The sequence below is a fragment of the Mesorhizobium loti genome (assembly GCA_014189435.1).
GTDB lineage: Bacteria > Pseudomonadota > Alphaproteobacteria > Rhizobiales > Rhizobiaceae > Mesorhizobium > Mesorhizobium loti_G.
The window spans coordinates 3,702,399-3,728,067 of the sequence record CP050293.1 but is presented as its reverse complement, the minus strand read 5'-3'; the positions used below and the strand labels follow the sequence as shown (position 1 = coordinate 3,728,067).

Below are 25,669 nucleotides of genomic sequence, written 5' to 3'. Positions count from 1 at the left end.
GGCTACTGGTTCTCCGCCACGATCTTCTGGCATATGGCTGGCCCGTCGGGATCCGTGGCGAAGCGCTGATCGAGCATGCAGTTGGCGATCGCGGCCGAGCGTCCATTGACCGCAAGCGTCGGTTCGCTGCGGGTCGTCACCACCGTTGCGGCTGCCGCGGCTGGCGCTTCCGTGGAAGCGACAACCGCGGTACGCGGCGTGATGATGGTCTGCTGCGCCCGCTCGTAGCCGTCGATTGCCTTGATCAGCTGCGAATTGGCGGCAATGAGCTTCTGCTCGTTCTGCGCCTGGTTGAGCCGGATGGTCAGCGCGCGCATCGGCACCGACACGGCGATCTGGACCGCCCGCACGACGACGTCGGCGACCGCGTTGAGTTCGCTTTTCTTGGCGATTGTAATGTCGATCGGCACACCCTTGTCGAATGTCACGTCGGTGACGCGATCAACAAAGAGCGAGCGCTTGATCTCGAGCAGGAACAGCGGCGCGCCGTTGGGCAGTTGCAGGTCCACAGACCGCTGCTGGTACCAGGGGAAGCGCTGATAGTCGCGCGAGCTTGGATCCTCGCGCTTCATGATCACCAGCGTATAGGCGATGGTCGGCCGGTAGAGGATGCCGCGCTTGGCGAATTTGACCTGATCGGGCCTGCCCTGGGCGCCGAGCGGATCCTTGAGATCGAAATGCGGTTCCGAGCCGGGATAGCCGGTTTCGGTGCACATGTCGTTCGACCAGGATGGTGCAAAGACGTTGTCGCGCGCGTCGATGAACACGCAATAGCCGATCTTCTTCAGGCTGGCATTGATCATCTTCATCTGGGTGTAGTCGAACGGGTCGAGTTCGAAATTGGCGTAGACCGCTGTTTTCGCGTCCGGCGATATCTTCGAGTCCAGGTCGACCGACCGGCCACCGCCGGCGGCCGCGGCCGCCGCATCGCCGGCCGCCTCCAGCAGCGAGATCGCGATGTCCTTCGACTTGTCGACGGAGCGGTTGGCGATACGGGTCAGCGCCTCGCTCGCCGAATCCTTCTCGATGCCAAGCGCATCCTCGGCGAAAGCCGAGCCGAGATAGTCGAGGCAGAACGGCCCATAATCCGGGTCGGTGACATACTTGACCTTGACCGGGACGATGTCGAAGCTTTGCTGCTCGCCCTCCCGCTCGACCACCTTGAGTTCGATCACGCCTTTCGGCAAGGAATAGGCACTCGCGGAGCCGATGCAGCCTTGGCCGTTCGGCGTTTCTTCCTGGGTGTAGGCTTGTGTGTCGAGCATGGCGGTGCATCCGCCGGCGGCCAGAGCGGCGGCGAGACACAGGAAAGCAACGACAAGCCGTCGCATCACGGTGTTCCCGGCTTCTTGGTTTCACCCAGGCCAGTGAAGCTGCTGTCGAAATACTGGGTGAACGTGGTGTCGTCGGCAGCCGTCTCGGTGCCGCCGTCGGTGAGCTTTTTGCAGATGCCGTCGATTTCCGTGGTGGTGACCGACGTGGATGGTTCGTCAAAGGTGAGGCTGGGGGTCGCGTCGCCGATGCGTTTGCCGCTGTAGACAAGGCCGCCATCAGTGGCAGCGCCATTAAAAACATTGCTTTGTGCAAGCTTGGCGATCGCGTCGGCGTTGCGCTCGAGCTGCGCCTGCCTCAGTTCGATCAGCTTGTTCTGCATGGCGATGACCTTGGTCTCCGCTTCGTAGACGGCCTGGCTCTTCGTAAGTCTGGTGATCTCGGCGGTAATCGTCGCCGACGGCAGTTGCACCAGGCTGGTGGCGAGTTCGATCACCGGCCTGATCGCGCCCGCGACCTCGCTGCCCTTGACCAGGCAGACATTGCGCAGGCGGCCTTCCTCGAAGATGATGGCGGTCTTCTTGACCGCGAACATCGCGCGGTTGAGGCGCAGGCCGAGCACCGGCGAGATGTTCTCCATCTCGACATAGACGGTCTTGCCCGGCCGCCATTCGCCGCGGCCGAGCGGATCCGAATTGACGAAGATGGTGAGGGGATAGGCGATGCGCGGCCGGTAATAGATGCCGGTAACGGCCTTGATCGGCGCATTGCGGATCGCCGCGATCTCCGGCGCCCTGGGCGAGGGATGCGCCTTTTCGATGCCGACGGGATCGCTGCAATAGCTTTCGTAGCCGATGGCGTCGATGTCGTAGCTGAAATCGGCGAGCGCGATGCAGAAGCCGTAACGCCTTAGCGACTTGTTCCACTGCGCCATCGATTCGGCGTCGAACGGATCGAGCGTCGGCACCAGAACGGGCTGCCATTCGTTGTTCGCGAGGTCAGCGGCGCTGCGGCCCGAGATGAAACCCTGGTCACCTGAGAGATAGATGAAGATCGCTCGTATGATCTTGGTCAGCACCACGCCCGTCATGTCGACCGAGTGGGTGGCGACCAGATCGAGGAAGCCGCCCGACGTGCGTTTGGTGGCTCCGTCGAGTGTTTCCGTAGCCTTGGTGCGACGCACCTGGACTTTGTCGTCGGCGAACCAGTTCTCGAGGAAATCGAGGCAGAATGTGTAGCGCTGCGGATTGTCGGCGACGCGCAGCGTCGTGACATCCTTGAGCACGCTGATCTTGCTGGTGGTGTTCTGCATCACCGTGAACACCAGCTTGGTCTTCGGCAGCACGTAGCTTCCCAGCGAACTCTCGCAATTGCGGTCGGGCACGGGATAGTAGCCGGTCGGTTCGAAGACGGGCGAGGTGTCCACTATGCTGCAGGCTGAGATCAACGTCGCGACCATCATCGCGACCAGCGCCGCCCAGCCGCGATATTCGCGCCCTCCGGCCAGATTTAAGGGGCGCGACCGCATGCGATCCCCATCTTGACGCTTTGCAATACCACCGGTTTCGGCACTCTGTCTGACATCAGCTTTGAAGGCGGCGCCTTGATGTTGCGGCTCCACAAATCCTCGTCGCCAATCTGGCAATCGTAGGAGATGCTGGCGCCGCGGTCCCGATCCTCGATGAAGGGAGCCGGATTGTAGCCGCACAACTGGGTCGCGAAATTGTCCGGCAGTACGCAAGACAGATTACCTTCACACAGTTGGCGCATCGCTGACGTCGCATCACACATGCGGTTGCCATTGACCTCTTTTACGTCGCCAAAATAGGCATAGTACACGTGGATGCGCGGCTGCAGCGCTCCCGTCACTTTGTCGATCTCCTTGCGCAAAGCCCTGAGTTCGCCCACAGCGGTAGGTGCGCTGGGCAGGGCGCCCTTGATCAGCTGTGGTGCTCCGAGCGCAACCTTGGTCGCCAACGCGGTAGCATCACTTTTGACGCCTCCGACAAACGTCTCGTCTACCGGTAAGACTTTGATGAAGCTTACAATCAGCGCCTTTGTTGCGGCGGCGATGGTTGTATCGGCGAAAAGGTTGGGCGCGACGGACTCGCTGGCAATCTTCTGTGCGGCAGCAAGCGCACGTGTCGCCTCCGGCTTGTCGACTTGATACAGCTTGGTGTCGATCTGATCGTCAAGGCCACGGAGGGCGGTGCGCACCTTGTCGTCATTCAGCGTAGGTGCTTCAGCTGCGGCGACGATGGCAAGGAGCCTCGGTACCACATCGAGGAGCAAGCTCTTGGGGTTGCTGTCTTTGCCAAATTTGAAATAGGCCGTCTCAATAGCGCCCAGCCTCTCAAGCACCTCCGGCGGCAAGTCCTTGCCGGAGTTCTTTGCAGTATAATCAGTAATATAACCGGCGACGACCTTGGCTGCGGCACAGAAGTCGACCAGTTCCTGTGGCCGTTTCGGGTCGACATCCTCGCACGTTGCCGCCGCAGCGTGCGAAGAGGCAAAACCTATCCATGCCGCTGCAAGCACAGCGAGCTGAGCTCGAAATCGATCCAAGAAACCATCCCGCCCAAAGAAGTTCATGAGTGCACGGAATGAGTGTCGTTGGCAGTATCAAATCGCTCACGCGATAAAATATATCTGTGGATAACTGAATCCTGGCAATGCCGATCGCAATGGAGCCGTTTCTACTTTCCATTGGGTGCGGATGCCGGCTGGCCAAGGCGAAGCAGGTGCGTTCCACGCCAGGCCAAATCGGACGGCGATTTGCAGTCGAGGTCGCAAAAATCGAAACAGGATTGCTGGCAATCACCTTGTTGGCAGGGATTTCGCGTTGAGAGCGACCGGATTTCACAAACCAGACGGCAAGCGTCGCCTGCGCCGCGCCACGGCGGCGCGTTCGCCGTCTCAGTCGACGCGGCCAGGGCAACCAGTCGGGCTTTGATCGTCCTCAGGCCGGTTCGCGCTTCAGCGCCTGCGCCATGCAGTGGATGCCGCCGCCGGTCTTCGAAATCTCGCTCATGTCGACGGCCGCGACCTCGAAACCGCGCGCCTTGAGCTGGCCGATCAGCGCTTGGCTGGAGGTCGGCGCGATCACCCGGTCCTTGCCCAGCGACATGAAGTTGCAGCCGAGCGCCATCGTATCCTGGAACGGCACGTCGATGATCTCGTGACCCTTGCCTTTCAGCCAATCGACGATGCCGGGTTCGGTGCAGGCGAGGCAGACGGCGGTCAGCTTTTCGGCGATCGGCACCACCATCAGGTCGATATGGACATAGTATTCGTCGATGAAGGCGATGCGGGTTTCCCAGCCTTCCTTGTCGAACCAGGCCTGCACCTGGCGCGCACCTTCCTCCTGTGTGCGGGCGCCGCCGCAGCCTATCAGCACGACGCCATCCTCGATGACGTTGAAGTCGCCGCCCTCGAACGTACCCGCCGTGACCATGTCGTAGATCGGGATGCCGAGTTTTTCGTAGGTGCGGATCGCGGCATAGTTCTCGCCGCGCCGCCACCAGTTGGCCATGGCGGTGATGACGGCGCCATAAGGCGTCATGACGCTGGAATCACGGGAATAGACCTGCATCGGCAGTTCCGGCGTCGGCTCGTGCCAGTGGATGTTGACGCCGAAATGCTCGTAGGCGGCGACCAGGTCCTTGTGCTGCGCCTGCGCGATCTGGACGTTGCAGGGCGCTTCGCGCAGATGCTTTCGCGACAGCGAACTGGTCGACAGATGACGCAGGAAATTGGGCGAGCCGAGCAGCACGTCGGTCAGCACGTCGGTCTCGTTGGCGAAGCCCCAGACGGTCAGCGGCTTGGTGCCGCCGGCCGGGTTGCGGCGCTGCAACGAGAACGGCTCGGCGACAATGCGGTCATGAACGGTCATGGGGTGCTCCTCGTGAAGTGGGTGTCTGATTGCTCGGTATCCACCAATCGCGTCCGCGCGGGGTGGTGACATATTCAGGCCAGCGGAATCCAATCGGCGGTTCGTAGTCGCAGAGCGGCGCGATCCAGTTCGAACCGCCGATGCCGCCGCCGGTGCAGGTGACGAACTCGTCCATCGCCGCGTCGCGGGCGGCTTTGTCTTCCAGCAGGCGAAGGGCCGCCAGCGCGATGGTCTTCGCGGCGCAGATGACCATCGGGTCGATGGTGGCGGGAATGCCGCCCAGCGCGTTCATCACCCAGGCCGGATAGGGATAGCCGGTCTCCGATCGCAGCGCCGGGCGGGCGACATAGAAGCGCGCCGTCGGCGCATGCCAGCTCATGTCGGTGTAATCGTCGGAGGTCGAATTGACCTGGGAGGGCGGCAGGTCGCGGCGCAGGATCGCTTCCGCCGCCTGAGGCTCGATCAGGCGCTCCAGCTCTTCGATGAACGGCTCGTTGCTCGCCATGCGCCCGGCATTGACCTGTATTTCGCGCGCCACTGCCTTGGCATCCTCGTCCCAGCGTGGCGGCCCGACGCTCGACAGCGCGCCATAGGCGATCTCGGCCATGGCGTGGTTGGCGAGCCCCGGTCGTGACTTCGACACCCAATGCCTCTCATAGCGGCAACCGCTCATCGCTGCTGCTGCCTGCGCATTGCGGTCAAGCATAGTCGTCGCCTGCTCGGCCATCGCCAGCGTCGGCGCGCGGATCATGTACTGGATCTCGGCCAGCCCCGCCGGCAGGTTGTCGGCGGTCGCCTGACCGGCGGTCAGGATCGCTTCGCTGATCGACCAGCCGCCCTGATGCGGCAGCATGGAATCGCGCAGCGCCTTGGACGCCATGTACATCATCATCAGTGCGTCATTGGCGCCGGGCGCCCTGACCGCCGAATGCGCCTGCGGGATCGGTGCGCCGTCGCTTGCGCGAACCCAATTTTCGGGTTCGTCGCACACAAAACGGTAGATCATCGCATAGGCCGCACCGCAATGCGTGTCCCAGCGCGCCGTGTTGCAGAGTGGCAGCATGTAGAAGGGATGGAAGGAGATCATGCCGGCAAGGCCGTCATAATAGCCCTTGGCGGCATGGATGGGCTTTGACCCGCGCACTTTTTCCGCCGGCTCGCCGGTGAAGCGCAGCGTGCCCGGTATGCCGTGGCGCTGCATCGCCGCCTTGGTGGCCAGCAGCCCGCCAAGGCTTGAGATGCCCAGCCCGGAATGCGGATCGGTGTGACCACCGGCATGTTCGGAGAGGCCTGGGCGCGGACGCTCGACGGTCGCGGCATCCTGGCAATTGCCCGGCACCGCGTCGTATTCGGCGTACATGCCAATGGTCGGGCCGGGACCGTTGGTCCAATGCGCACAGAAGGCGGTCGGCATGCCGCCGGAACCTTCTTCGACGGAGAAACCTTCGCGCTTCAACCGCTCCACATACCAGGCGGCGGATTGATACTCGCGCCACGCTGTCTCGCCGAAATCGAAGATGGTGCGTGTCCACGCGGACAGCAACGGCTGGATGCCGTCGAGACAGGCAAGGGCGGTTGCTTGCGCCGAGGTGGCCACCGGGTTCTCCATGGCATGAGAAGAAAGCAGTGAAGCGGTTCGCTAAAAAGTGATATGTTTTCCCGGCTCATGCAAATTCGGTTCACCTGAGGCCCCTTGCGCATACCATCGACACAAGCGCTGCGCGCGCTCGACAGCTTCGCCCGCCACGGCAGCGTCTGGCGCGCCGCCGACGAGTTGCACCTGACCCGCAGCGCCGTCAGCCACCAGCTTCGCCTGCTGGAGCGCGACCTCGGCTTCGACCTGCTCGAACGCATCGGCAAGGGCGTGGCGCTGACGCCGCGCGGCCAGCGCTATGCCAGTGACGTGCGCAAGGCGCTCACCGTTCTCGGCGATGCGGTGACGCGCGATGCCGGCACCGGCGTCGGCGGTTCGTTCGCCGTCAGCTGCACGCCCGGCTTCGCCTCGTTGTTCCTGTGCACCCATATCGGCGAGTTCCGGCAGATGTACCCCGATGTCGCGCTGCGCATCCTGACGCCGCGACGGCTCGACGATGTCAGCAATGCCGATGCCGATGCCTTCATTGCGTTTGGTGTCGGCAATTGGCCGAACCGGGCGGTCGAACCGCTCTGCGAAATCTCGTTCACGCCGCTCTGCAGCCCAACCCTGCTGAACAAGGTCGGCGGTTTTTCCCGGCCATCGGACGTGTTGCGCGCCAATCTGCTGCATCTCGACGACACCGAGGATTGGGCGCGCTGGCTGGCCCTGTCCAAGGTGGAAAACCCCGACACCGAGGGTGGCATCTTCTTTTCCGACATGAACCTCGTCTTTTCGGCGGCGATTGCCGGCCAGGGCATCGCCATGGGCGACGAGTTGACTAGCCGCCGGGCGCTGAGCGAAGGCCGGCTGGTCAGGCCGTTCGACATCGCGATCAAGTCGCCGCGCTCCTATTTCCTGGTCTCCGAACACGCCAAGGCTTCGCATCCGGTGCTGGAAGCGTTCGCGGGCTGGCTGAGGTCGAAACTCCAGGAGAACCGCATTCTGCCGTATTGAGGGCAGGGCGGCGTCATCTCGGCATAGATGAATGAAATTTGCCGATCACGCGAAAACTATTCGGTTGCGGTGAGCCGGCACCCTGCCTACGATTTCGACAAGCGTTAGGGAAAGGGCAGTATGCAGCAACCCGGCCGTGCCGCAGAGATCAAGGCAATCGGGATCGGCAAGAGCTTCGGCTCGTTCCGAGCGCTGGACAATCTGTCGCTCGATATCGGCCGTGGCGAGTTCCTGACCCTGCTCGGGCCGTCCGGTTCGGGCAAGACCACTTTCCTGATGATCCTTGCCGGCTTCGTGCAACCGACCGAGGGCAAGCTGTTCAGCGACGGCGTCGACATCACCGACCGGCCGGCCGAGCAACGCGCCGCCGGCATGGTGTTCCAGGGCTACGCACTGTTCCCGCATATGAGCGTCGAAGCCAACATCGCCTTCCCGCTCAAGGTGCGCAAGAAATCGGCGGCAGACATCAAGCGCCGGGTCGGCGAGATGATCGAGCGTGTCGGCCTCAAGGGCCACGAGAAAAAACTGCCGGCGCAACTGTCCGGCGGTCAGCAGCAGCGCGTGGCGCTGGCGCGGGCGTTGGTGTTCGAGCCGGGCGTGCTGTTGCTCGATGAGCCGTTTTCCGCGCTCGACAAGGGCCTGCGCGGCCAGATGCAGGCCGAGATGAAGCGGCTGCACCAGGAGACCGGCACCACCTTCGTCTTCGTCACCCACGACCAGAGCGAGGCGTTGGCGCTTTCGTCGCGCGTTGCCATCTTCAACCACGGCAAACTGCTGCAGGTCGGAGCGCCCGACGAAGTCTACGACCGGCCGGACAACCGCTTCGTCGCCGAGTTCCTCGGCGAGATCAACATGCTGCCGCTGAAGGGCGTCAAGCCCGCCGACAATGGCTCGACCGGCCTCTGCGAAGACCGCGCGGTCTCCATGCGCTGCAAGGCCGAACTGGTGCGCGGCGATGCGATCCTGGCAATCCGGCCCGAATACATGTCGATATCAGGCGAGGCGACAGCCGGCGAGAACGGCATCGCCGCGACAGCCACCAACTCCACCTATCTGGGTGCTGCGACGCGGCTCGACCTGACGACACGGCAAGGTGCGAAGGTCACTGTCTCGGTGCCCAACGAGGTGGCGGCCGCCGCTCTCAGCAAGGGCAACTCCGTCTGGCTCACCTGGCCGGCGGAAAAGGGTTTCCTCCTTCCGCACGGAGGACAATGACGAACGGTGCGGCGAAACACGCGCACCACCGTTTTCCAGTATTTATCAACGACAAAAAAGGGGAACTGACATGACACATGATACCAAGAAACAAGCCATCGAGAGCCTGTCCGCCAGGGCAGGGCGCGGCGAGATTTCGCGCCGGCAATTCACGCAGCTGGCGGCACTCGTGCTGGCTGGCACGCCGATGCTGCTGCGCTCGACAGGTGCCTTTGCGCAGGCCAAGGAGCTGGTGCTGGTCAACTGGGGCGGTGACGCCATCACGGCCTATGACGCGGCCTACGGCCAGGCCTTCACCAAGGACACCGGCATCACCGTCAAGATGGACGGTTCGGGTCCGACCGAAGGCGCCATCGCCGCGCAGTTCAAGAGTGGTGCGCCGACCTGGGACCTCGTCGACGTCGACCCGTTTTCGGCCATCACGCTCGGCGCCCAAGGCGCTCTCGAGCCGATCGACTACGCGATCGTCGACAAGAAGAAGATGCGCGAGGGCTTTGGCTGGGAATACGCTGCCTCGACCTATTTCTTCTCCTATGTCATCGCCTATGATTCCGAGAAGTACGGCAAGGACGCACCGACCGGCATGGCCGATTTCTTCGACGTGAAGAAATTCCCCGGCAAGCGCTCGCTCTACAAATGGGGCGTGTCGAGCTGGGAAGCAGCCCTGCTGGCCGACGGCATCGCGCCGGCGTCGCTCTATCCGCTCGATCTCAAGCGCGCGCATGACAAGATCGCCGCCTTCAAGGAAAACGTCGTTGCCTATTGGGGTGGCGGCGCCGAAAGCCAGAGCGTGCTGCTCAATGGCGAGGCCTCGATGGCGATCGTCTGGTCGACCCGCGCTTCGCTGATCGAGCAGGACTCGGGCGGCAAGATCAAGTTCATCTGGGACCAGGGCCTGATCTCGCCCGGTGCGCTCGCCGTGCTCAAGGGCAATCCTGGTGGCAAGGATGCGGCGATGAAGTTCATCGCCAGCGCCCAGGATCCGCAAAAGCAGCTGGTCATGTTCGACAAGCTTGGCCAGGGTCCCGCCAACCCGGCCGCCGACGCGCTGATCCCCGCCGACAAGAAGCGCATCAACCCGGTCGATCCCGAGAATATGAAGAAGCAGATCGCGCTCGACATGGATTGGTACGCCAAGAATTACGGGCCGGCGCTCGACGAATACACCAAGATCATCTCGGCCTGACCAAGCCGGGATAGTCGGGTCGATATGAGATCCTATCTCTCCGACAGGATGGGCGCGGCGCTGTTGATGGCGCCGCTGCTCCTGTTTCTCGTCCTGGCCTATGCCTGGCCGTTCCTCGGCGTCGTCAAATGGAGCTTTACGCTGCCGACGCCCGGGCTCGGCCAGTATGAGGCGCTGCTCACCGACGATCTGGTGCAATCGGTGTTCATTCGCACGCTGCGCATCGCGGCGGTCGTCACCGTGGTTTCGGTGGCCGCTGCCTATGCCATCACCGTCGTCTGGGTGCGTGGAACCCCGGCACAGCGCCTGATCGCCGAGTTCTGCATTCTCGTTCCCTTCTGGATTTCCGTGCTGACCCGTGCCTTCGGCTGGGTGGCGCTGTTGTCCAATCGCGGCCTGATCAACACCTGGCTGCAGGCGATCGGCTTCGTCTCCGAACCGCTGGCGCTGGTGCGCAACGAGTTCGGCGTCATCGTCGGCATGACGCATTTCCTCATTCCTTTCGCCGTCTTCCCGCTGGCGTCGGCCATGCGCAGCCTCGACGACCGCGTGCTCTTGGCGGCGCGCGGGCTCGGCTCCAGCCGCATGCGCACCTTCTGGACGGTGTTCGTGCCGATGACGCGCTCCGGAATCATCGGCGCGGCGATGATCGTCTTCGTCTTCTCGCTCGGCTTCTTCGTCACGCCGGCGATCCTCGGCGGCGGCCGCAGCGTCATGATCGCCGAGCTGATTTATCTCAGGATATTCCAGAGCCCGGACTGGGGCCTGGGTGCTGCGATCAGCGTCGTGCTGGTGCTGTTCGTCGGTGCGCTGATGGCGCTTTTGTTCCGTTATGTCAGACCGAAGCAGTTGATCTGATGCCGACCTATCGCCCCGGTCCCGTCTCGCTGATCATCGCCGCCTTCGTGGCATTGTTCCTGCTGATGCCGCTGCTCGCCGTCATCCCGGTGTCGCTGACGCCGAGCCGCATGCTGGCGATGCCATCCGGCGAACTGTCGCTGCGCCACTACCGGGCGCTGATCGAGGATCCACGCTGGCTCCAATCGATCCTGCTCTCGATCCGCATCGGCATCGTCAGCAGCGCTTTTTCTACGGTACTGGCACTGTGCTTCAGCCTCGGCGTCTGGATGTTCCAGCCGCGCTTCACTGCGGCACTCGTCGGCTTCGTGCTGCTGCCCATGGTCGTGCCGCCAGTGGTCTCGGCGATCACGCTCTACTTCCTGCTGACCTCGATCTCGGGCTTCAGCTCGTTTTTCGGTTATGACACCTGGCTCGGTGTCGCCATGGCCCATTCGGTGATGACCGTGCCCTTCGCCACGGTGCTGATCCTTGTCTCGCTCAGCCAGCTCGACCGCCGCATCGACCTTGCCGCACGCGGGCTAGGTGCCACGGTCTGGGAGCGCGCCACCCGCATCATCATGCCCAACATCAAGTTCGGCATTGTTACCGCCGCACTGCTCTCCTTCGTGCTGTCCTGGGAAGAAATCGGCGTCACTTTGTTCATCACTTCGGTCAACGCCATCACGCTGCCCAGACTGATGTGGATGGGCCTGCGCGACAACATCGACCCGGCGATCGCTGCCCTTTCCGTGATCCTGATCATCATAACTGTGCTGGTGCTGGCGGTGCGCAGCCTGGTGGTCAGGCAGCGCGGCGGGCATTAAAAACGCACCCGGGACGCGCCCGAAACTGTCCAGATCGCCAGGCAGACTGGTTCAAGTCAATCAAGGACCCGGCCTGCCATTCGGTCAGTCACATGGTGGCTACAGGCATAGCGGCCAAGGCTGGGAGTTTCCCTGGAGTAAATGATGGGACAGCTTCATCCAGACGAAGTCGGTAACGGTGAATTTGGCTCATTAGCTTTTCTTGACCGCCTGACGATCGCGCGACGCGGAGTGCCGTCTTCTGACGCTAGGCTCCATCTGTTCTCCTCGACTTCATTCATGATACGGCGCTAAATATACAAAGCACTGGCGTTTCATGGAGGTGATGATGTCGGTGACGTATGACTTTGTGGGCCGAACAGCCATCGTCACAGGTGGCGCCCGTGGTATCGGTCGCGCGATAGCTGGTAAGCTCGCGTTGAGCGGAGCGGACGTTTGGATCTGGGATATTGAGCCTGTCGAGCTTGAAGGCACACGCTCTCTTTCAGTGGACGTGACGAAACGTGATAGCGTCATGCAAGCGCTAACCATCATGGGCGACGGCGGGATCGACATTCTCGTGAACAACGCGGGGTGGCTGGGTAGCTATAAGCCGTTCGAGGAATTCGAACCGGCAGAATGGCAGCGAATCTTGCAGGTCAACCTCCTTGGTACGTTCGAAGTAACTCATCGGGTGCTCCCACTTATGCGACGAGCCGGCAAGGGTCGTATTGTCAACATGGGATCTCTTGCCGGGAAAGAGGGACTGCCGAGCCTTGCGGCCTATTCCGCCGCCAGCGCCGGTGTCATCGCTTTTACCAAAGCGCTGTCGCGTGAGGTCAGCGATACCGATATTCGCGTCAACTGCATCGCTCCGGGTCCGATCGATACTCGCCTTATCCGGGATCTCGGCAATGAGACCGTCGACTCGATGATATCGGCAAGTCCGCTGAAGCGGCTCGGCGATCCGAACGAGGTAGCGGCGCTCGTGGTGTGGCTTTGCTCAGATGCCAGTGCGTTCAACACCGGCGCTGTTTTCGATATGTCGGGCGGCCGAGCCCGATACTAGTAGCAGAGATTGCGATAGTTTCTTGAGGGCCGGCTGAGCCGGACGGCTACCGTTGCGAATCCTGCTTCGCCTGTGTTTCCGGATCCATTTCAGGATGGCCGGGGCCGTGCGAAATGCTCGTTACGGAAGCCACAAGATAGCGAGCTGGCTGCCCACGTTCACGCTCCGCTTGCCCGCATCATAGCCGCTGACTGGCAAGGCCAGCACAACGCGGATATTCAACGGCCGCTCAAGCCGCGACGTAGGCGGTTTTCTTGCGCAGATAGGCATCGAAGCCGTATTTGCCGTCCTCGCCGCCCAGCCCCGAACTCTTCCAGCCGGAATGAAAGCCCTGGACCATCTCGCCGCAGGTGCGGTTGATGTAGAGCTCGCCAAAGGCGCTTTCGCTGTTAAAGCGCATGACACGGCTGAGGCTACCGGTGAACAGATAGGCGGAGAGGCCGAATTCGGACTCGTTGGCCAGCCGCAGCGCTTCGTCGAAATCGGCGACGCGCATGACTGGTACGACCGGTCCAAAAATCTCCTGCTGCATGATTGGCGCCGCATTCGAGGGTGCCATCAGCACGGTGGGCTCGAACCAATGCCCCTTGGCGAAGCCATCTCCCTCCGGTCGATGGCCGCCGGTCAGCAGCTTCGCGCCACCCCGCACGGCCTCGGCCACCATGGCTTCGACCTTTTCGAGTTCGGGGCGGCTGATCTTGGGGCCAAGATCGACCGCGTCCAGCGGGTTGCCGATCCGCAGTGCAGCGGCCCGCGCGACGAAACTGTCGAGGAACCGGTCGGCGATGGTCTCGTGCAGATACATGCGCTCGTTGCAGGTGCAGATCTGGCCGCAATTGGTGAAGCGCGCGATGATCGCGGCCTCCACCGCGGCATCGATATCGGCATCGTCCATGACGATGAACGGCGCCTTGCCGCCGAGTTCCAGGCGAATGACCTTGAGGCTTTCGGCGGCGGCGGCATAGATCTCGCGCCCGGCGCGCACGCTGCCGGTCATGGTGACGAGGTCGCAGACGGGGCTGCGCACCAGCGCTTCGCCAATCTCGCGGCCGCTGCCGCTGACGATGTTGACGACGCCGGCGGGAATGCCGGCCTCCTCGCAGAGTCGGCCGATCTCAAGCAGGGAAAGCGGCGTTAGTTCGTGCGACTTGAGCACGATGGTGTTGCCGGTCGCCAGCGCCGGGCCGAGCTTCCTGCCGGCCAGCGCCACCGGATAGTTCCAGGCAGTCAGGCCCACCACAACGCCGTAGGGCACGCGCCGGATCCAGATCTCCTCGCCCGCCGCATCGGACGGGATGATGTCGCCTTCGATGCGCCTGGCATTGTCGGCGGCAAATTCGATGAAGCCGATGGCGCCGCCGACTTCGCCACGCGCCTGGGCGATCGGCTTGCCCTGCTCCAGGGTGATCAGCCGGGCAATGATTTCGCGATCGCGCTCCAGCAAGGCGCAGAGCCGGCGCAGCATTCGGGCACGTTCGATCGGCGGCAATGCCGCCCAGGCTGGCTGGGCAGAGCGTGCCGCTCTCAGCGCGTCTTCGGCATCGCCGGCGATGCCTTCCGGGACGGTGCCGACCAGTTCCTCCGTCGCCGGGCTGTAGACGGCAATAGCGCGCGTCGACCGGCCAGACGTCCAGCGGCCGCCAATATACATCTTGCCGTCGATAGGCAGCCCGGTTTGCGGGGTCATGGCTGTTATCTCCGGTTCAACGAGACGGCAAGGATGATGATGACGCCCTTGACGATCTCCTGGATGGTCGTCGAAAGGCCGATCACCACCAGGCCGAAGGCAAGGATGCCGATGAAGATGGCGCCGATCACCGAACCGACCACCGAGCCGCGGCCGCCAAACAGGCTGGTGCCGCCGATGATCACCGCGGCAATGACGTTGAGCTCTAGTCCGACGCCGACACTAGGGTTGCCGGCCGAAGCGCGTGCCGCCAGCATGTAGCCGGCGAACGAGGCGCAGGCGCCACAGATGGCAAAGGCCACCACCTTGGCGCGGTCGACGTCGATGCCGGAAAACCGTGCCGCTGCTTCGTTGCCGCCGGTCGCCGCCATCTGCCGGCCGATCACCGACAGATGCAACACATAGATGCCGGCCAGCGCGAACACCACCGTCCACCACACCGCAGCCGGCAGGCCGATCAGCGTGCCGTTGGCCATGATCTTGCCAAGCGTGCGGTCGCCGATCGGCACCGGCAGCGAATCGGTGAGGGTAAGTGCCGTGCCGGACAGGATGCTGAGCATGCCCAGCGTCACCAGGAAGGAGGGGATGCGCAACCGGGTGACGATCAGGCCGTTGACCAGCCCGACCAGCGCCCCGAAGGCCGTCATCACCGGGATCGACAGCCACGGCGTGATGCCGGTCTGCATCAGCATGGCGCCGACCATGGCCGAAAGGCTGGCCAGCGCGCCGACCGACAGGTCGATCTCGCGGCACATGATCACCATCGTCATGCCGACCGCCATGATCGACACCACTGCGGTGATGCGGCCGATGGCGTTCGCTGTCGCCAGCGAGGCGAAGTTGGGTGCGTGCAGGATGAAAAACAGCGTGATCAGCCCGAAGACGATGAAGGTGATGTGATCGCGAGCCAGGCGTTTCGCCTTCTGCCAGCCGAATGCGCGTCTGGCGGCTGCCATCGCCGGGGTGAGGCCAGGGGTTATGGTTGAGTTGGTCATGCGGCCTCGTGTGTGATGGCGAGCTGTTGCAGCACGGTGCGGATTTCTTCCTCGCCGCGCGGTGTGGTCTCGCCAGGCACCAGCCGGCCATCGACCATGTAGATCAGCCGGTCGGCGAGGCCGGCCAGTTCATCGAGTTCAGAGGTGATCAGCAGCACCGCCATGCCCTTTTCGGCGGCCCGCAGCACCAGCGCCCGCATTTCCGCTTTGGCATTGACGTCGACGCCTGCCGTCGGCTCGTCGAGGATCAGCAGTTTTGGATTGCTGCCAAACCACTTTGCGAACACCACCTTTTGCTGGTTGCCGCCCGATAGCTCCGAAGCAGGTTGACCGGGCTCGCGGCAGGCGATGTGCAGCGCATCGCGAAAGCTGAGGAACATCTCGGTCTCGCGCCGCCACGACAGGACGCCCGGCCAGCGCGACGTCAGTTCGGCCAGATTGGGCAGAGCCACATTGGCGGCCAGGCTGTGTTGAGCGACCAGCCCTTCGGCCCTTCGGTCCTCCGGCACCAGCGCCATGCCGGCGCGGATGCGCGGCGGCGTCGCCAACGCGCCGATCTCGCGGCCGTTGAGCCGTATGTCGCCGCGCGCATCCGGGATCAGCCCGAACAGCGCCTTGGCGAGCGTCGAGCGGCCGCTGCCGACAAGGCCGGCGATGCCGACAATCTCGCCGGCGCGCACGGCAAGGCCGACATCGCGCAGTTTTCGCGATGTACCGAGGTCAACGACCTCGAGAACGATTTCGCCCGGTTCGCGTCGTGCCTTCGGCTTCATCACCACGACGGAGGCCGACCGCGCCATCAGCCGCGACACCTCGGGTATGGTGATCTGCTCGGTGGCAAACGGTCCCTGGATATGGCCGTCCTTGATGATGCTCAACCGATCGGCGACGCGAAAAATCTCCGACATGCGGTGGCTGATATAGACGACGCCGATGCCTGTGGCGCGCAACTGGGCGATGGTGGCATGCAGCACCTCTTCCTCGCGCACGGTAAGCGACGAGGTCGGTTCATCCATGACGATCACCGAAGCGCCGCGCGACAGCGCCTTGAGGATTTCGACCTGCTGGCGCGCCGCGAACGGCAGGTCTTCGACAAGCGCGTCCGGATCGAGCGCAAAGCCTTGCCCGGCGATCAGTTCCACTGCCTCGCGCCGGATGCGGCGGCGGTCGATGCGGCCGCCAAACAGCAGCGGCTCGCGGCCAAGAAATAGATTGTCGGCGACGCTCATCGCCGGCACCAGGCTCAATTCCTGGAAGATCATCGCCACGCCGGCTTCGAGGCGCGCGCGCGTCGAAATGGAGGCCAACGGTTCGCCGCGCACCAGGATCGTGCCTTCATCGGGCGCGTGAATGCCAAGCAGCACTTTCATCAATGTGGACTTGCCGGCGCCGTTCTCGCCGAGCAACGCGTGGACTTCGCCGGCCCGGACCTCAAAATCGACGTTGCGCAGCACGGTGTTGGCGCCGAACCGCTTGACGATGCCACGCATGGAAACCAGCGTGGGCAGGGGACTGTCGGCAGCGGACATGACGATTCCCAAAAGAGGCGATATGGGCGGCGGGTCGGCCCGCCGCCCGGGATCGAGATCAGTAGCAGGCGCCGGCGCAGGCCTTGACGACATCTTCCGGTACGTCCTGTTTGGTCACCTGCTTGAGGGCCGACAGAAGATTGGCCTTCTTCACCCGCAGCGAGGGCAGCGAGATGTAAGGCGGCACCGGCTTGCCGAGCAGGGCAGCAGCACCTGCCTGGGCTTCGGCTATGCCGAGATCGTAAGGCAGTTGCGCACCGATGGCGATGATCTGGTCACGGGCGATGTAGAGCGCGCTGTCGGGGCCGAGATCGTTGGTGGTGACGACGAGATCGTTGCGGCCGAGCGACTCGGCGCCGGCCAGCGTCTGCATGGCCGGGTCGCCCCACACCGCGAAGATGCCCTTGATGTCGGGATGCGCCGTCAGCATGGCGACCGCCTTGTCATAGGCCTCGCGCGGCTGGGTGAATTTCTCGCGCGCCGCCACGGTGACGCCGGGATGGGCGGCGACCGACTTCTCGAAGCCGGCAACGCGTGCCGCGATCGAATAGTAGGACTCCTGGATGTAGGTCATCAGGCCGACTTCGCCCTTGCCGCCGATCGCCTTGATCATCTCGTCGGTGGCAAACACGGCGTTCTGTTCGTTGTCGGATGCGACCACGGTGACGTAGTCCTTGCCCGGCGCCATGCCGTAGGCGACATTGTCCATGAACACGATCTTCACGCCGCTTTCGGAGACCCGCTTGTAGGTATCGGCCTGGCCCTTGGGGTCGATCGGCACCGAGAAGATCAGATTGACCTTCTGGGCGATCATGCCTTCGAGTTGGTCGGCCTGGGCGGTCGGCGCCTGCTTGGCGTCGGTGACCGCCACGACCTTGATGCCGTACTCGTCGAGCGTCTTCTTCAGCGCCTCGACCTGCAAAGTGTTCCAGGGCGAGTCCATGGCTTGCATGGCGATGCCGGCGGTGAAACTGCCGGCCTTGAGCTTCGCCAGCTCGTCTGCCGTGAAGGTCAATGAGGCAGCGGGGCTGGCCGGTGCGCCATCGGGGAAGCCGACCACCGGCTGGCCGGTCGGCGACAAGGGCAGCGGCACCATCAGTTCGGCGGCTTCCGGTGGCATGTCGGCAGCGACGACCGCCATGGGCGCGGCCGACAGCAACAAAGCGAGTGCGAGTGGACGAAGGCGAGACGGTCTGGTCACGAGTGTTCTCCGTATAGTTCCCCTGAGCGGTTGATTCCGCTGCAGTTTTTCAAAGAAAATATTGCGGCAGGTCCTTCTGAAGCCGTCGCAGTTCGCCTTCGTTGTAGCGAATGTGATGGGCGATGGTGTTTGCCGCCTTGCGAGGCCGTCCGGCCTCGATTTCGTCGACCACCATGGAGTGCTCGGCGTAGGAGATGGCGAGACGACCGGGGCGGGGCAGGCCGAGCCGGCGCACGCGCACCAGGTGCAGCCGTGCCGCCGCGATCTGGTCCCAGAGGCCCGGCAAGCCGGCGAGTTCCGCCAGCATGCGGTGGAAGGCGTCATCCGCGTCGTGGAAACCGTCGACGTCGCCGGCGGCCACAAGCTGGACCTGTTCCAGCAATTGGTTGCGCAGCGCTGCCACCACCGCGGTTTTCGGATGGGATGCGAGTTCATGCACGACCTGCGCCTCGACGGCGCTGCGCAGGAACGAACTTTCGATCACGTCGGCCGGCGAGATGCGCGAAACGTAGGAATTGACCTGCGGGATCACCGTGACGAGCCCCAGCCCAGCCAGGCGGTTGATCGCATCGGTCACCGGCTGTCGCGACACGCCGAGCTCCCTGGCGATGTCGTCCTTGAGCAACAGATCGCCCGGCCGGCGGTCGACCCGCACGATCGTCTTCAGCAGCGCTTCGAACACGAACTCGGCTCGGCTCCGGCGTGCCGAAGCATCGATCACAACGTCTTCGTCATCTTCGTTTGCAGCCATTTCCGTGCCCTTTGCCGTGGGATCGACGACCCTAGGCTAAGCACCAACTCCCGATGCGATCAAGCCGATTTTTGCCAATTTTCAGAGGTTGATGCGCGGATCTATATTTAATATGCTGTTTTCATTGAATATTATTTTTTTACATACGAACACTAAAATTTCAGTTTGCGAGCCTATCGGTTTCCAAATATGGATATCGGCGGTGGCGGTTGACCAAGAATCCCATAATTCTGGGGTTTCGTTGATGTGCTGTCGTCCGCGGGCCTGAAGCAAAAATTTTAGTAGGATGTATCGATGCTGTTGCGGAATGATCCTGTCGGGGCCTTCGTGGATTACCCGCCAATCCCGATTGTTTCGGCGGAAAGTGGACCGCTCGCCGGCCTGACCCTGGCGGTGAAGGATCTCTACGACGTCGCGGGTTATCCCACCGGCGGCGGCCATCCGCTGCGGCGCGACTGGAGCGGCGGCAAGCCCGACACGGCGCCAGTGGTCCAGACATTGCTGGATGCCGGCGCCCGATTTATCGGCAAGACCCACACCGACGAGTTCGCCTATTCGATGAATGGCGAGAACCCGCATTACGGCACGCCGGTGAACCCGCGCGCACCGGGCCGCATTCCGGGCGGGTCGTCGTCGGGTTCGGTCGCCGCGGTGGCGGCCGGCCTCGCCGATATAGCGCTTGGCACCGATACCGGAGGGTCGATCAGGCTGCCAGCCTCCTATTGCGGGCTGATCGGCCTGCGGCCGACGCATGGCCGCATCGACACGGTTGGGCTGCAGCCGCTGGCGCGCAGCTTCGATACTGTCGGCTGGTTCGCGCGCGACGTCGATGTCTACGAGGCCGTGGCCCGGCTGCTGCTGCCGGAGGACACCATTCCGCCGCCTATCACCCGCCTCGTCGTGGCAACGGACATCGCCAGTTACGTGCTGGGCTACGCGGAGCGCCGCGTCTTCGAAGACGTGCTCGAGCGGCTGTTCCGGATCATCGACATTGCCGGTGAGGTCCGGGTCGCACCGGATGGATTCGATGCCTGGCGGCCGATCTTTCGCGCTGTCCAGGCCTACGAAGCCTGGGCCGACCACGGCGCCTGGATCACCGAGCATCGCCCGGTCCTCGGCGAGGGGTGCGGCAGCGCTTCGACTGGGCCGAGGGGGTGCCGATCTCCGACTACGAAACCGCTCTTGCCGAGAAAGCGGTCGTACGGGAACACTTGTCGTCACTGGTTGGCTCAGGAACCGCACTGGTTTTCCCGACCGCCCCTTCGGTCGCTTTGCCGCTGGGTATGGCGGGAGAGGCTCTGGAGGCCTATCGCAGCCGGTCGATTTCGATGCTTTGTTCGGCTGGACTGAGTGGTCTGCCGCAGATTTCGATGCCGATCGCGGAGGTGGAGGGACTGCCGTTCGGAATTTCGCTCCTTGGTCCGAGGAATTCCGACATGGCCCTGCTGGCTCTTTGCCGGCGAGCGCTCCAGCAATATCCGGATCGGGGGTGATCAGATCGGTCTGCAAGGGTGGCGGGCTTGGCAATCTGTTCATAGCAGGGTGGTATTTTCGAAATCACTGGCGTTCATGATCCAGATGAGACGACCCGTGTGATCTGGTGCAGGATTGACGGTGCGGCTACGTTGCGCGCGAATTGCCGGTAGCGCAAAAGGCCTGCTCAAGGCCTGACAGACGAGGGGAAACGACCAATGACCGCGTCCGGCGATTTGCAGCAGGCATTGTTCCAGAGATTGAGAAGCGACGCATCGCTGTCGGCGCTGCTCGGTGGCGCCGGATTGCTCGAGCAGCCAGCCGACAATGCCGCCTTTCCCAACGTGACCTGCGGCCAGACCAGTGCGTTCGACTGGGACACTGGCGTCCAGAACGACGCCGATCAGCTGGTCACGCTGCATGTCTGGTCGAAGGCCCATGGCGACGCCGAGACGCATGCGATTATGGACAGCATAAAGGCGCGCCTCGCCGACGCGGTGCTGGTCATCGGTTCGCGCGGACAGACACGCCTCGTGCTGGAGTTCGCCGAGGCCCGCCATGACGAGGATCTGCTCGTCCATCATGGGCTGCTGCGCTTTCGCGCGATAACGCAGGAAAATGCCTGATGCGCTTTCAATATGGTCGAAACGGGGGCTAGACTGTCGTTTCCTGGATTTTGCCTGGTTGGGCGGCGAAATCCCCGATCGGTTGTCTTGCATTGCAGGGGTGTGGCGAGGATGTTTTCAACGGCGTTCACCGTTCATTTCACGTTCAGCACCGATGCGTTACAAAGCCGACCATGAAAACGCTTCGCTCCCACTTCCGAACCGCGACACTGGCGCTCTGTGCTGCCGGGCTGTTTGCGTCGCAGGCGATGGCAGTGCCGGTCATCGCGCCCGACCAGGCCAGCCCGATCGTTTTGGCGGCGTCCGATTGCTACGCGATCGGTCAGCAGGTGGCCGAACAGAATGGCGGAACGCTGGCCAAGGCCTCGCAATCGACGCGCGGCGGCCAGCCGGTCTGCGTCATCGTCGTGCTCGTCCCGGGCAAGGACGGACAACGTCCGCGCCGTTCTGAAATCGTCGTTCCGCTGAACTGACCCAATCTTCCGTCTTACAGACCTCCGTTTCCCAGGCCGCCGGAATCGGCCTATATCTGACCCAGTCTTCAATCTGACCAAGCTCTTCAACAGGTATCGAACTCCGCATGCGCGTACTCGTCGTCGAAGATGACAAGGATCTCAATCGGCAGATATCGGATGCGCTGGTCGATGCCGGCTATGTCGTCGACCGCGCCTTCGACGGCGAGGAAGGCCATTTCCTCGGCGACACCGAGCCCTACGACGCCGTCGTGCTCGACATTGGCCTGCCGCAGATGGACGGCATCAGCGTGGTCGAGCGCTGGCGGCGCGGCGGCCGCAAGATGCCGGTGCTGATCCTGACGGCGCGCGACCGCTGGAGCGACAAGGTTTCCGGCATCGACGCCGGCGCCGATGATTATGTCACCAAGCCGTTCCACATCGAGGAGGTGCTGGCGAGGCTACGGGCCTTGATCCGGCGCGCTGCCGGCCATGCGTCGTCCGAATTGACCTGCGGGCCGCTGCGCCTCGACACCAAGGCGTCGAAGGCCGATGTCGACGGCGTGCCGCTGAAACTGACGTCGCACGAATTCCGCCTGCTTGCCTATCTGATGCACCATATGGGCGAGGTCGTCTCGCGGACCGAACTGGTCGAGCATCTTTATGACCAGGATTTCGACCGTGATTCCAACACCATCGAGGTCTTTGTCGGACGGCTGCGCAAGAAGATGGGCATCGACATGATCGAAACCGTGCGCGGCATGGGCTACCGCATGCGTGAGCCGGAGGCGTAACTCGGAACCGCTCAAACCAACCGCAAGGACGCCGCTTTCGCTGCGTTTGTGGCCGCGTTCGCTGACGTTCCGCGTCATCGCCTTTTCCACGGTCTGGGCGATCGTGACGCTCGTTGTCATCTTCACCCTGATCACCACCCTCTACCGCCAGGCCAGCGAGCGCGGCTTTGACAGCCTGCTTTCGGCGCATCTGTTCAATCTGATCGGCTCCATCGGTATCTCCGACAGCGGTGCGCTCACCGGCGCGCCAGACCTCGGCGACCTCCGCTTCTCGGAGCCGAATTCGGGCTGGTACTGGTCGGTCGAGCCCGCCTCGGAAGGCGTCCATGGCGATCTCCACTCGTCATCGATGACCACGACGATCCCATCGCCGAGCGTTGCCGAGGTGCCGTTCAACGCCAGCTTCCAGCGCAGCTACGCGGCCGAAGGCATCGACGGCGAACGACTCGAAGTGTTCGAGAGCGAATTCGTTCTCGACGCCAAGAACCGCGCCGCGCGTTTCCGCGTCATGGGCAATCAGAGCGAACTCGAGCAGGAAATCGCCACCTTCCAGCGCCGCCTGCTGACCTATCTCAGCCTGTTCGGCGTCGGCATGATCGCCATCAACGCGATCGCCATCCTGCTCGGCCTGCAGCCGCTGCGCCGGGTCAGGAACGCGCTGGCCATGGTGCGTGAGGGCACCGCGCAGCGGCTCGACGGCCAGTTCCCGGCCGAGATCGAACCGTTGGCCAACGAAACCAACGCGTTGATCGAAAACAACAGGCGCATCGTCGAGCGGTCGCGAACCCAGGTCGGCAATCTCGCCCATTCGCTGAAGACGCCGCTGGCGGTGCTGCTTAACGAAGGCCGGGCGCTTGGCGGCGCCAAGGGACAGCTGATCGCTGAGCAGGCGGCCTCCATGCAGAAGCAGGTCGAGCACTATCTGCAGCGCGCCCGTGTCGCGGCACAACGCGACAGCGTCGTGTACCGCACGCCGGTGACGCCGCTGGTGCAGCGCATGGTGCGGGTTCTGCAGAAGCTCAATCCGCGGACAAACCTGTCGCTGTCGCTGCCGGCGGCCGAGATCGTCTTCGCCGGCGAGCGCGAGGACCTTGAGGAATTGCTGGGCAATCTTCTCGAAAACGCGATGAAATGGGCAAAGAGTTCGGTGTTGGTCTCGGTCGTGCCTTTGACCGGCAAGGACGATCCGGCCAGCCTGTTCGAGATCAGCATCGAGGATGACGGCCCGGGCATTCCCGAGGACAAGGCGCGCGAGGTGCTGAAGCGCGGACGGCGTCTGGACGAGACGAAGCCCGGAACAGGTCTGGGGCTGGCCATTGTCGCCGACCTCGTCAACGAGTATGGAGGCGTCCTGGCGCTCGAACGGTCCGGCATGGGCGGATTGAAGGCGGTGGTGCGATTGCGGAGCCTTCAGTGATGCTTACGGGGGATATTGTTGGCGGCATGTCGATTGGTCCCGTAGTGGCCGGCAGCGGCCAAATTTCCGACAAATATCAATACTATGGCCACGCTGACTTCTCCGATGACGCGGCCCCCGGCGCATCCATGGCAGGCTCCAACTCAAGAAAACCGGTTGTTGGCATGAAGATTCGCGTCGCTCTTGTTTCCGCATTGCTAGCCGTTTCCGGCTGCACCACCTTGAGCGGCAAGGCCCCCCACCGTAGCAGTGACACCGGCCTCGACGCCTCCTTCCAGCGGCAAGGTGACCACGACGATCATTTCGGCGATGGGCGGCGGCCTCATCAGTGGGTCGATCGGCGCCGGCCTCAGCGAGACCGAGAAGCGCAGTGCGCTCGAGGCTGAATACAAGGCGCTCGAATATACGACCAGCGGCCAGAAGGTGACGTGGAAGGGCGCCCAGGCGTCGCGCTATGGCGAGGTGGTTCCGGCACAGCCCTATCGCGTCGGTTCGCAGGACTGCCGCCAGTACACGCAGACGGTGTTCACCGGCGGGGCCGGGGTCACGGCGCGTGGAACCGCTTGCCGCAACGCCGACGGCAGCTGGACGCCGCTGACCTGACGATCGACCAGATCGGGTTGGTATCCGGCCGGTTGATGTCGATCAAGGACATGCGGCGCGCCTGCCGTCAAAGCGTCGCAGGATGCATCTGTTGGCAGGGCAGGGCTCTGCCTTTATTGGAAGAACCATGCTGTTCTGGGTCATAGCCGCAATTCTCACGCTGGGCGCAAGCCTGGCAGTGCTGCTGCCGCTGGCCGCCAGCTCGAAGGGCGCGTCGTCAAGCGGCGATCACGATCTCGAAGTCTATCGCGACCAGTTGTCCGAGCTTGACCGCGACGCCTCGCGTGGCTTGATCCAGCCGGCGGAAGCCGCCGAGGCTCGCGCCGAGATCGCTCGCCGCATCCTTCGCCTTGACAATGCGGGTACGGCCGGCGGCGGATCTGTTGGGCGAGCGTCGGTCGCGGCAAGGCTGGTGGCAACCGTAGCCGTGCTGGCTGTCCCGGTGGTCAGCTGGGGCCTCTATGTCAAGCTCGGTTCGCCTGACCTGCCGTCGCAACCGCTCAGCGAGCGGTTGGCCAAGAATCCGGCCGACAGTTCGGTCGACGAACTGGTGGCACGGGCCGAAGCCCATCTGGCCGCCAATCCTGCCGACGGCAGGGGCTGGGATGTGCTCGCACCGGTCTATCTGCGCATGCAGCGCTTTTCCGACGCGGCCGCCGCCTATCGCAACGCCATTCGCCTCGATGGCGACAACGCCGTTCGCCAGGCCGGTCTCGGCGAGGCGATCGCCGGCGCGGCAGGCGGCATTGTCTCGGCCGACGCCCAGGATGCCTTCGAGGCGGCCTTGAAGCTCGATCCGGCCAATGCGAAGGCCAGTTTCTATCTGGCCATGGCGCTGGCGCAGGAGGGCCGAACCAAGGAAGCGGCCGCGGCCTGGCAGGCGATGCTGGGCAAGCTGCCGCCGGAATCGCCATGGCGCGGCGCGGTCGAGCAGGCGCTGGCCAAGTCCGGCAGCCCCGAAGTCGCTTCCGGCGGCGCCACCAACGGGCCCGATGCCGGCGATATCGACGCCGCGTCCTCGATGTCGCCGCAGGATCGGGAAGCCATGATCAACACCATGGTCGCTGGCCTCGACGACAAACTGCGACAAAATCCGCGTGACGCGGAAGGATGGATGCGGCTTGTTCGTTCCTATGTCGTGCTGGGCAAGGCCGATCAGGCGCGTGGAGCGCTCGGTCGCGCCATTGCCGTCTTTGGAGCCGACAGTGACGAGGCGAAAAAATTCACCGCCTTTGCCGCCTCGCTTGGCCTGACGGCGACGGAGTAGAGGCAGA

Annotated in this window: 21 protein-coding genes and 2 pseudogenes; 13 read left to right on the top strand and 10 right to left on the bottom strand. The window is 63.4% G+C overall.

Features of this window, described 5'->3' with window-relative positions:
• Nucleotides 1-2: 2 nt before the first annotated feature.
• From HB777_18360 to HB777_18340, 5 genes are all read right to left on the bottom strand, one after another.
• The gene (locus tag HB777_18360; GenBank protein ID QND65676.1) at nucleotides 3-1,331 is read right to left on the bottom strand and encodes a hypothetical protein; all 1,329 of its coding nucleotides are present in this window, start codon (nucleotides 1,329-1,331) and stop codon (nucleotides 3-5) included.
• Nucleotides 1,331-2,800 carry a hypothetical protein gene (locus tag HB777_18355; protein QND65675.1) on the bottom strand — a complete coding sequence of 490 codons (1,470 nt, stop codon included), beginning with the start codon at nucleotides 2,798-2,800 and terminating at the stop codon, nucleotides 1,331-1,333. Before HB777_18355 ends, HB777_18360 begins: the two co-directional genes overlap by 1 nt.
• The gene (locus tag HB777_18350; protein ID QND65674.1) at nucleotides 2,782-3,837 is read right to left on the bottom strand and encodes a hypothetical protein; all 1,056 of its coding nucleotides are present in this window, start codon (nucleotides 3,835-3,837) and stop codon (nucleotides 2,782-2,784) included. The genes HB777_18355 and HB777_18350 overlap by 19 nt, the downstream gene beginning before the upstream one ends.
• A gap of 394 nt (nucleotides 3,838-4,231) precedes the next feature.
• Nucleotides 4,232-5,164 carry an amidinotransferase gene (locus HB777_18345; protein QND65673.1) on the bottom strand — a complete coding sequence of 311 codons (933 nt, stop codon included), beginning with the start codon at nucleotides 5,162-5,164 and terminating at the stop codon, nucleotides 4,232-4,234.
• Complete coding sequence (locus tag HB777_18340; GenBank protein QND65672.1) at nucleotides 5,151-6,773, bottom strand: amidohydrolase; 1,623 nt, start codon at nucleotides 6,771-6,773, stop codon at nucleotides 5,151-5,153. The genes HB777_18345 and HB777_18340 overlap by 14 nt, the downstream gene beginning before the upstream one ends.
• A gap of 84 nt (nucleotides 6,774-6,857) precedes the next feature.
• Here HB777_18340 and HB777_18335 point away from each other — a divergent pair, with 84 nt between their 5' ends.
• The 6 genes from HB777_18335 to HB777_18310 all read left to right on the top strand — a co-directional run bounded on the left by HB777_18335 (nucleotide 6,858) and on the right by HB777_18310 (nucleotide 12,867).
• A complete protein-coding gene (locus HB777_18335; protein ID QND65671.1) occupies nucleotides 6,858-7,754 on the top strand; it encodes a LysR family transcriptional regulator in 897 nt (298 codons plus the stop codon).
• A gap of 120 nt (nucleotides 7,755-7,874) precedes the next feature.
• Nucleotides 7,875-8,969, top strand: coding sequence for an ABC transporter ATP-binding protein (locus HB777_18330; GenBank protein ID QND65670.1), 1,095 nt, complete (start codon nucleotides 7,875-7,877; stop codon nucleotides 8,967-8,969).
• Between the two features lie 70 nt (nucleotides 8,970-9,039).
• Nucleotides 9,040-10,155 (top strand): ABC transporter substrate-binding protein, encoded by a 1,116-nt coding sequence (locus HB777_18325; protein QND65669.1) that lies wholly within the window; start codon nucleotides 9,040-9,042, stop codon nucleotides 10,153-10,155.
• Nucleotides 10,156-10,179: 24 nt separating this feature from the next.
• Nucleotides 10,180-11,013, top strand: coding sequence for an ABC transporter permease (locus tag HB777_18320; protein ID QND65668.1), 834 nt, complete (start codon nucleotides 10,180-10,182; stop codon nucleotides 11,011-11,013).
• Complete coding sequence (locus tag HB777_18315) at nucleotides 11,013-11,819, top strand: ABC transporter permease (protein ID QND65667.1); 807 nt, start codon at nucleotides 11,013-11,015, stop codon at nucleotides 11,817-11,819. Before HB777_18320 ends, HB777_18315 begins: the two co-directional genes overlap by 1 nt.
• Before the next feature lie 325 nt (nucleotides 11,820-12,144).
• On the top strand, nucleotides 12,145-12,867 hold the full coding sequence (locus HB777_18310) for an SDR family oxidoreductase (protein ID QND68811.1): 723 nt from the start codon (nucleotides 12,145-12,147) through the stop codon (nucleotides 12,865-12,867).
• Nucleotides 12,868-13,096: 229 nt separating this feature from the next.
• On the opposite strand, the gene HB777_18305 is transcribed toward HB777_18310, so the two are convergent.
• The 5 genes from HB777_18305 to HB777_18285 are packed head-to-tail and all read right to left on the bottom strand — an operon-like array spanning nucleotide 13,097 to nucleotide 19,030.
• A complete protein-coding gene (locus HB777_18305) occupies nucleotides 13,097-14,518 on the bottom strand; it encodes an aldehyde dehydrogenase family protein (protein ID QND68810.1) in 1,422 nt (473 codons plus the stop codon).
• A 41-nt stretch (nucleotides 14,519-14,559) separates the two neighbouring features.
• Nucleotides 14,560-15,549: an ABC transporter permease gene (locus HB777_18300; GenBank protein QND65666.1), complete on the bottom strand. Its 990-nt coding sequence runs from the start codon at nucleotides 15,547-15,549 to the stop codon at nucleotides 14,560-14,562.
• On the bottom strand, nucleotides 15,546-17,078 hold the full coding sequence (locus HB777_18295) for a sugar ABC transporter ATP-binding protein (GenBank protein ID QND65665.1): 1,533 nt from the start codon (nucleotides 17,076-17,078) through the stop codon (nucleotides 15,546-15,548). The genes HB777_18300 and HB777_18295 overlap by 4 nt, the downstream gene beginning before the upstream one ends.
• A gap of 58 nt (nucleotides 17,079-17,136) precedes the next feature.
• Nucleotides 17,137-18,279 (bottom strand): substrate-binding domain-containing protein, encoded by a 1,143-nt coding sequence (locus HB777_18290; protein ID QND65664.1) that lies wholly within the window; start codon nucleotides 18,277-18,279, stop codon nucleotides 17,137-17,139.
• Nucleotides 18,280-18,328: 49 nt separating this feature from the next.
• Entirely contained in the window at nucleotides 18,329-19,030 is a 702-nt protein-coding gene (locus HB777_18285) for a GntR family transcriptional regulator (GenBank protein QND65663.1), read from the bottom strand.
• 297 nt (nucleotides 19,031-19,327) lie between these two features.
• Between HB777_18285 and HB777_18280 the strand changes: the two are divergent.
• The 7 genes and pseudogenes from HB777_18280 (at nucleotide 19,328) to ccmI (ending at nucleotide 25,662) form a co-directional block, all read left to right on the top strand.
• A pseudogene (locus HB777_18280) lies at nucleotides 19,328-20,523 on the top strand (amidase).
• 198 nt (nucleotides 20,524-20,721) lie between these two features.
• Nucleotides 20,722-21,129 (top strand): DUF3168 domain-containing protein, encoded by a 408-nt coding sequence (locus tag HB777_18275; protein ID QND65662.1) that lies wholly within the window; start codon nucleotides 20,722-20,724, stop codon nucleotides 21,127-21,129.
• A 173-nt stretch (nucleotides 21,130-21,302) separates the two neighbouring features.
• Nucleotides 21,303-21,602: a hypothetical protein gene (locus HB777_18270; protein ID QND65661.1), complete on the top strand. Its 300-nt coding sequence runs from the start codon at nucleotides 21,303-21,305 to the stop codon at nucleotides 21,600-21,602.
• Between the two features lie 107 nt (nucleotides 21,603-21,709).
• The gene (locus HB777_18265) at nucleotides 21,710-22,375 is read left to right on the top strand and encodes a response regulator transcription factor (GenBank protein QND65660.1); all 666 of its coding nucleotides are present in this window, start codon (nucleotides 21,710-21,712) and stop codon (nucleotides 22,373-22,375) included.
• Nucleotides 22,359-23,792 carry a histidine kinase gene (locus tag HB777_18260; protein QND65659.1) on the top strand — a complete coding sequence of 478 codons (1,434 nt, stop codon included), beginning with the start codon at nucleotides 22,359-22,361 and terminating at the stop codon, nucleotides 23,790-23,792. The genes HB777_18265 and HB777_18260 overlap by 17 nt, the downstream gene beginning before the upstream one ends.
• Nucleotides 23,793-23,956: 164 nt before the next feature.
• Nucleotides 23,957-24,395, top strand: a pseudogene (locus tag HB777_18255) (hypothetical protein).
• 127 nt (nucleotides 24,396-24,522) lie between these two features.
• Nucleotides 24,523-25,662, top strand: coding sequence for a c-type cytochrome biogenesis protein CcmI (gene ccmI, locus HB777_18250; GenBank protein QND65658.1), 1,140 nt, complete (start codon nucleotides 24,523-24,525; stop codon nucleotides 25,660-25,662).
• The last annotated feature ends 7 nt before the right edge of the window (nucleotides 25,663-25,669 follow it).

Bases quoted from the DNA above. Each gene is read 5' to 3' on its own strand.
- HB777_18360 (QND65676.1), bottom strand. From the start codon at position 1,331: ATGCGACGGCTTGTCGTTGCTTTCCTGTGTCTCGCCGCCGCTCTGGCC.
- HB777_18355 (QND65675.1), bottom strand. From the start codon at position 2,800: ATGCGGTCGCGCCCCTTAAATCTGGCCGGAGGGCGCGAATATCGCGGC.
- HB777_18345 (QND65673.1), bottom strand. From the start codon at position 5,164: ATGACCGTTCATGACCGCATTGTCGCCGAGCCGTTCTCGTTGCAGCGC.
- HB777_18340 (QND65672.1), bottom strand. From the start codon at position 6,773: ATGGAGAACCCGGTGGCCACCTCGGCGCAAGCAACCGCCCTTGCCTGT.
- HB777_18330 (QND65670.1), top strand. From the start codon at position 7,875: ATGCAGCAACCCGGCCGTGCCGCAGAGATCAAGGCAATCGGGATCGGC.
- HB777_18325 (QND65669.1), top strand. From the start codon at position 9,040: ATGACACATGATACCAAGAAACAAGCCATCGAGAGCCTGTCCGCCAGG.
- HB777_18320 (QND65668.1), top strand. From the start codon at position 10,180: ATGAGATCCTATCTCTCCGACAGGATGGGCGCGGCGCTGTTGATGGCG.
- HB777_18315 (QND65667.1), top strand. From the start codon at position 11,013: ATGCCGACCTATCGCCCCGGTCCCGTCTCGCTGATCATCGCCGCCTTC.
- HB777_18310 (QND68811.1), top strand. From the start codon at position 12,145: ATGATGTCGGTGACGTATGACTTTGTGGGCCGAACAGCCATCGTCACA.
- HB777_18305 (QND68810.1), bottom strand. From the start codon at position 14,518: ATGTATATTGGCGGCCGCTGGACGTCTGGCCGGTCGACGCGCGCTATT.
- HB777_18300 (QND65666.1), bottom strand. From the start codon at position 15,549: ATGACCAACTCAACCATAACCCCTGGCCTCACCCCGGCGATGGCAGCC.
- HB777_18295 (QND65665.1), bottom strand. From the start codon at position 17,078: ATGTCCGCTGCCGACAGTCCCCTGCCCACGCTGGTTTCCATGCGTGGC.
- HB777_18285 (QND65663.1), bottom strand. From the start codon at position 19,030: ATGGCTGCAAACGAAGATGACGAAGACGTTGTGATCGATGCTTCGGCA.
- HB777_18275 (QND65662.1), top strand. From the start codon at position 20,722: ATGACCGCGTCCGGCGATTTGCAGCAGGCATTGTTCCAGAGATTGAGA.
- HB777_18270 (QND65661.1), top strand. From the start codon at position 21,303: ATGAAAACGCTTCGCTCCCACTTCCGAACCGCGACACTGGCGCTCTGT.
- HB777_18265 (QND65660.1), top strand. From the start codon at position 21,710: ATGCGCGTACTCGTCGTCGAAGATGACAAGGATCTCAATCGGCAGATA.
- ccmI (QND65658.1), top strand. From the start codon at position 24,523: ATGCTGTTCTGGGTCATAGCCGCAATTCTCACGCTGGGCGCAAGCCTG.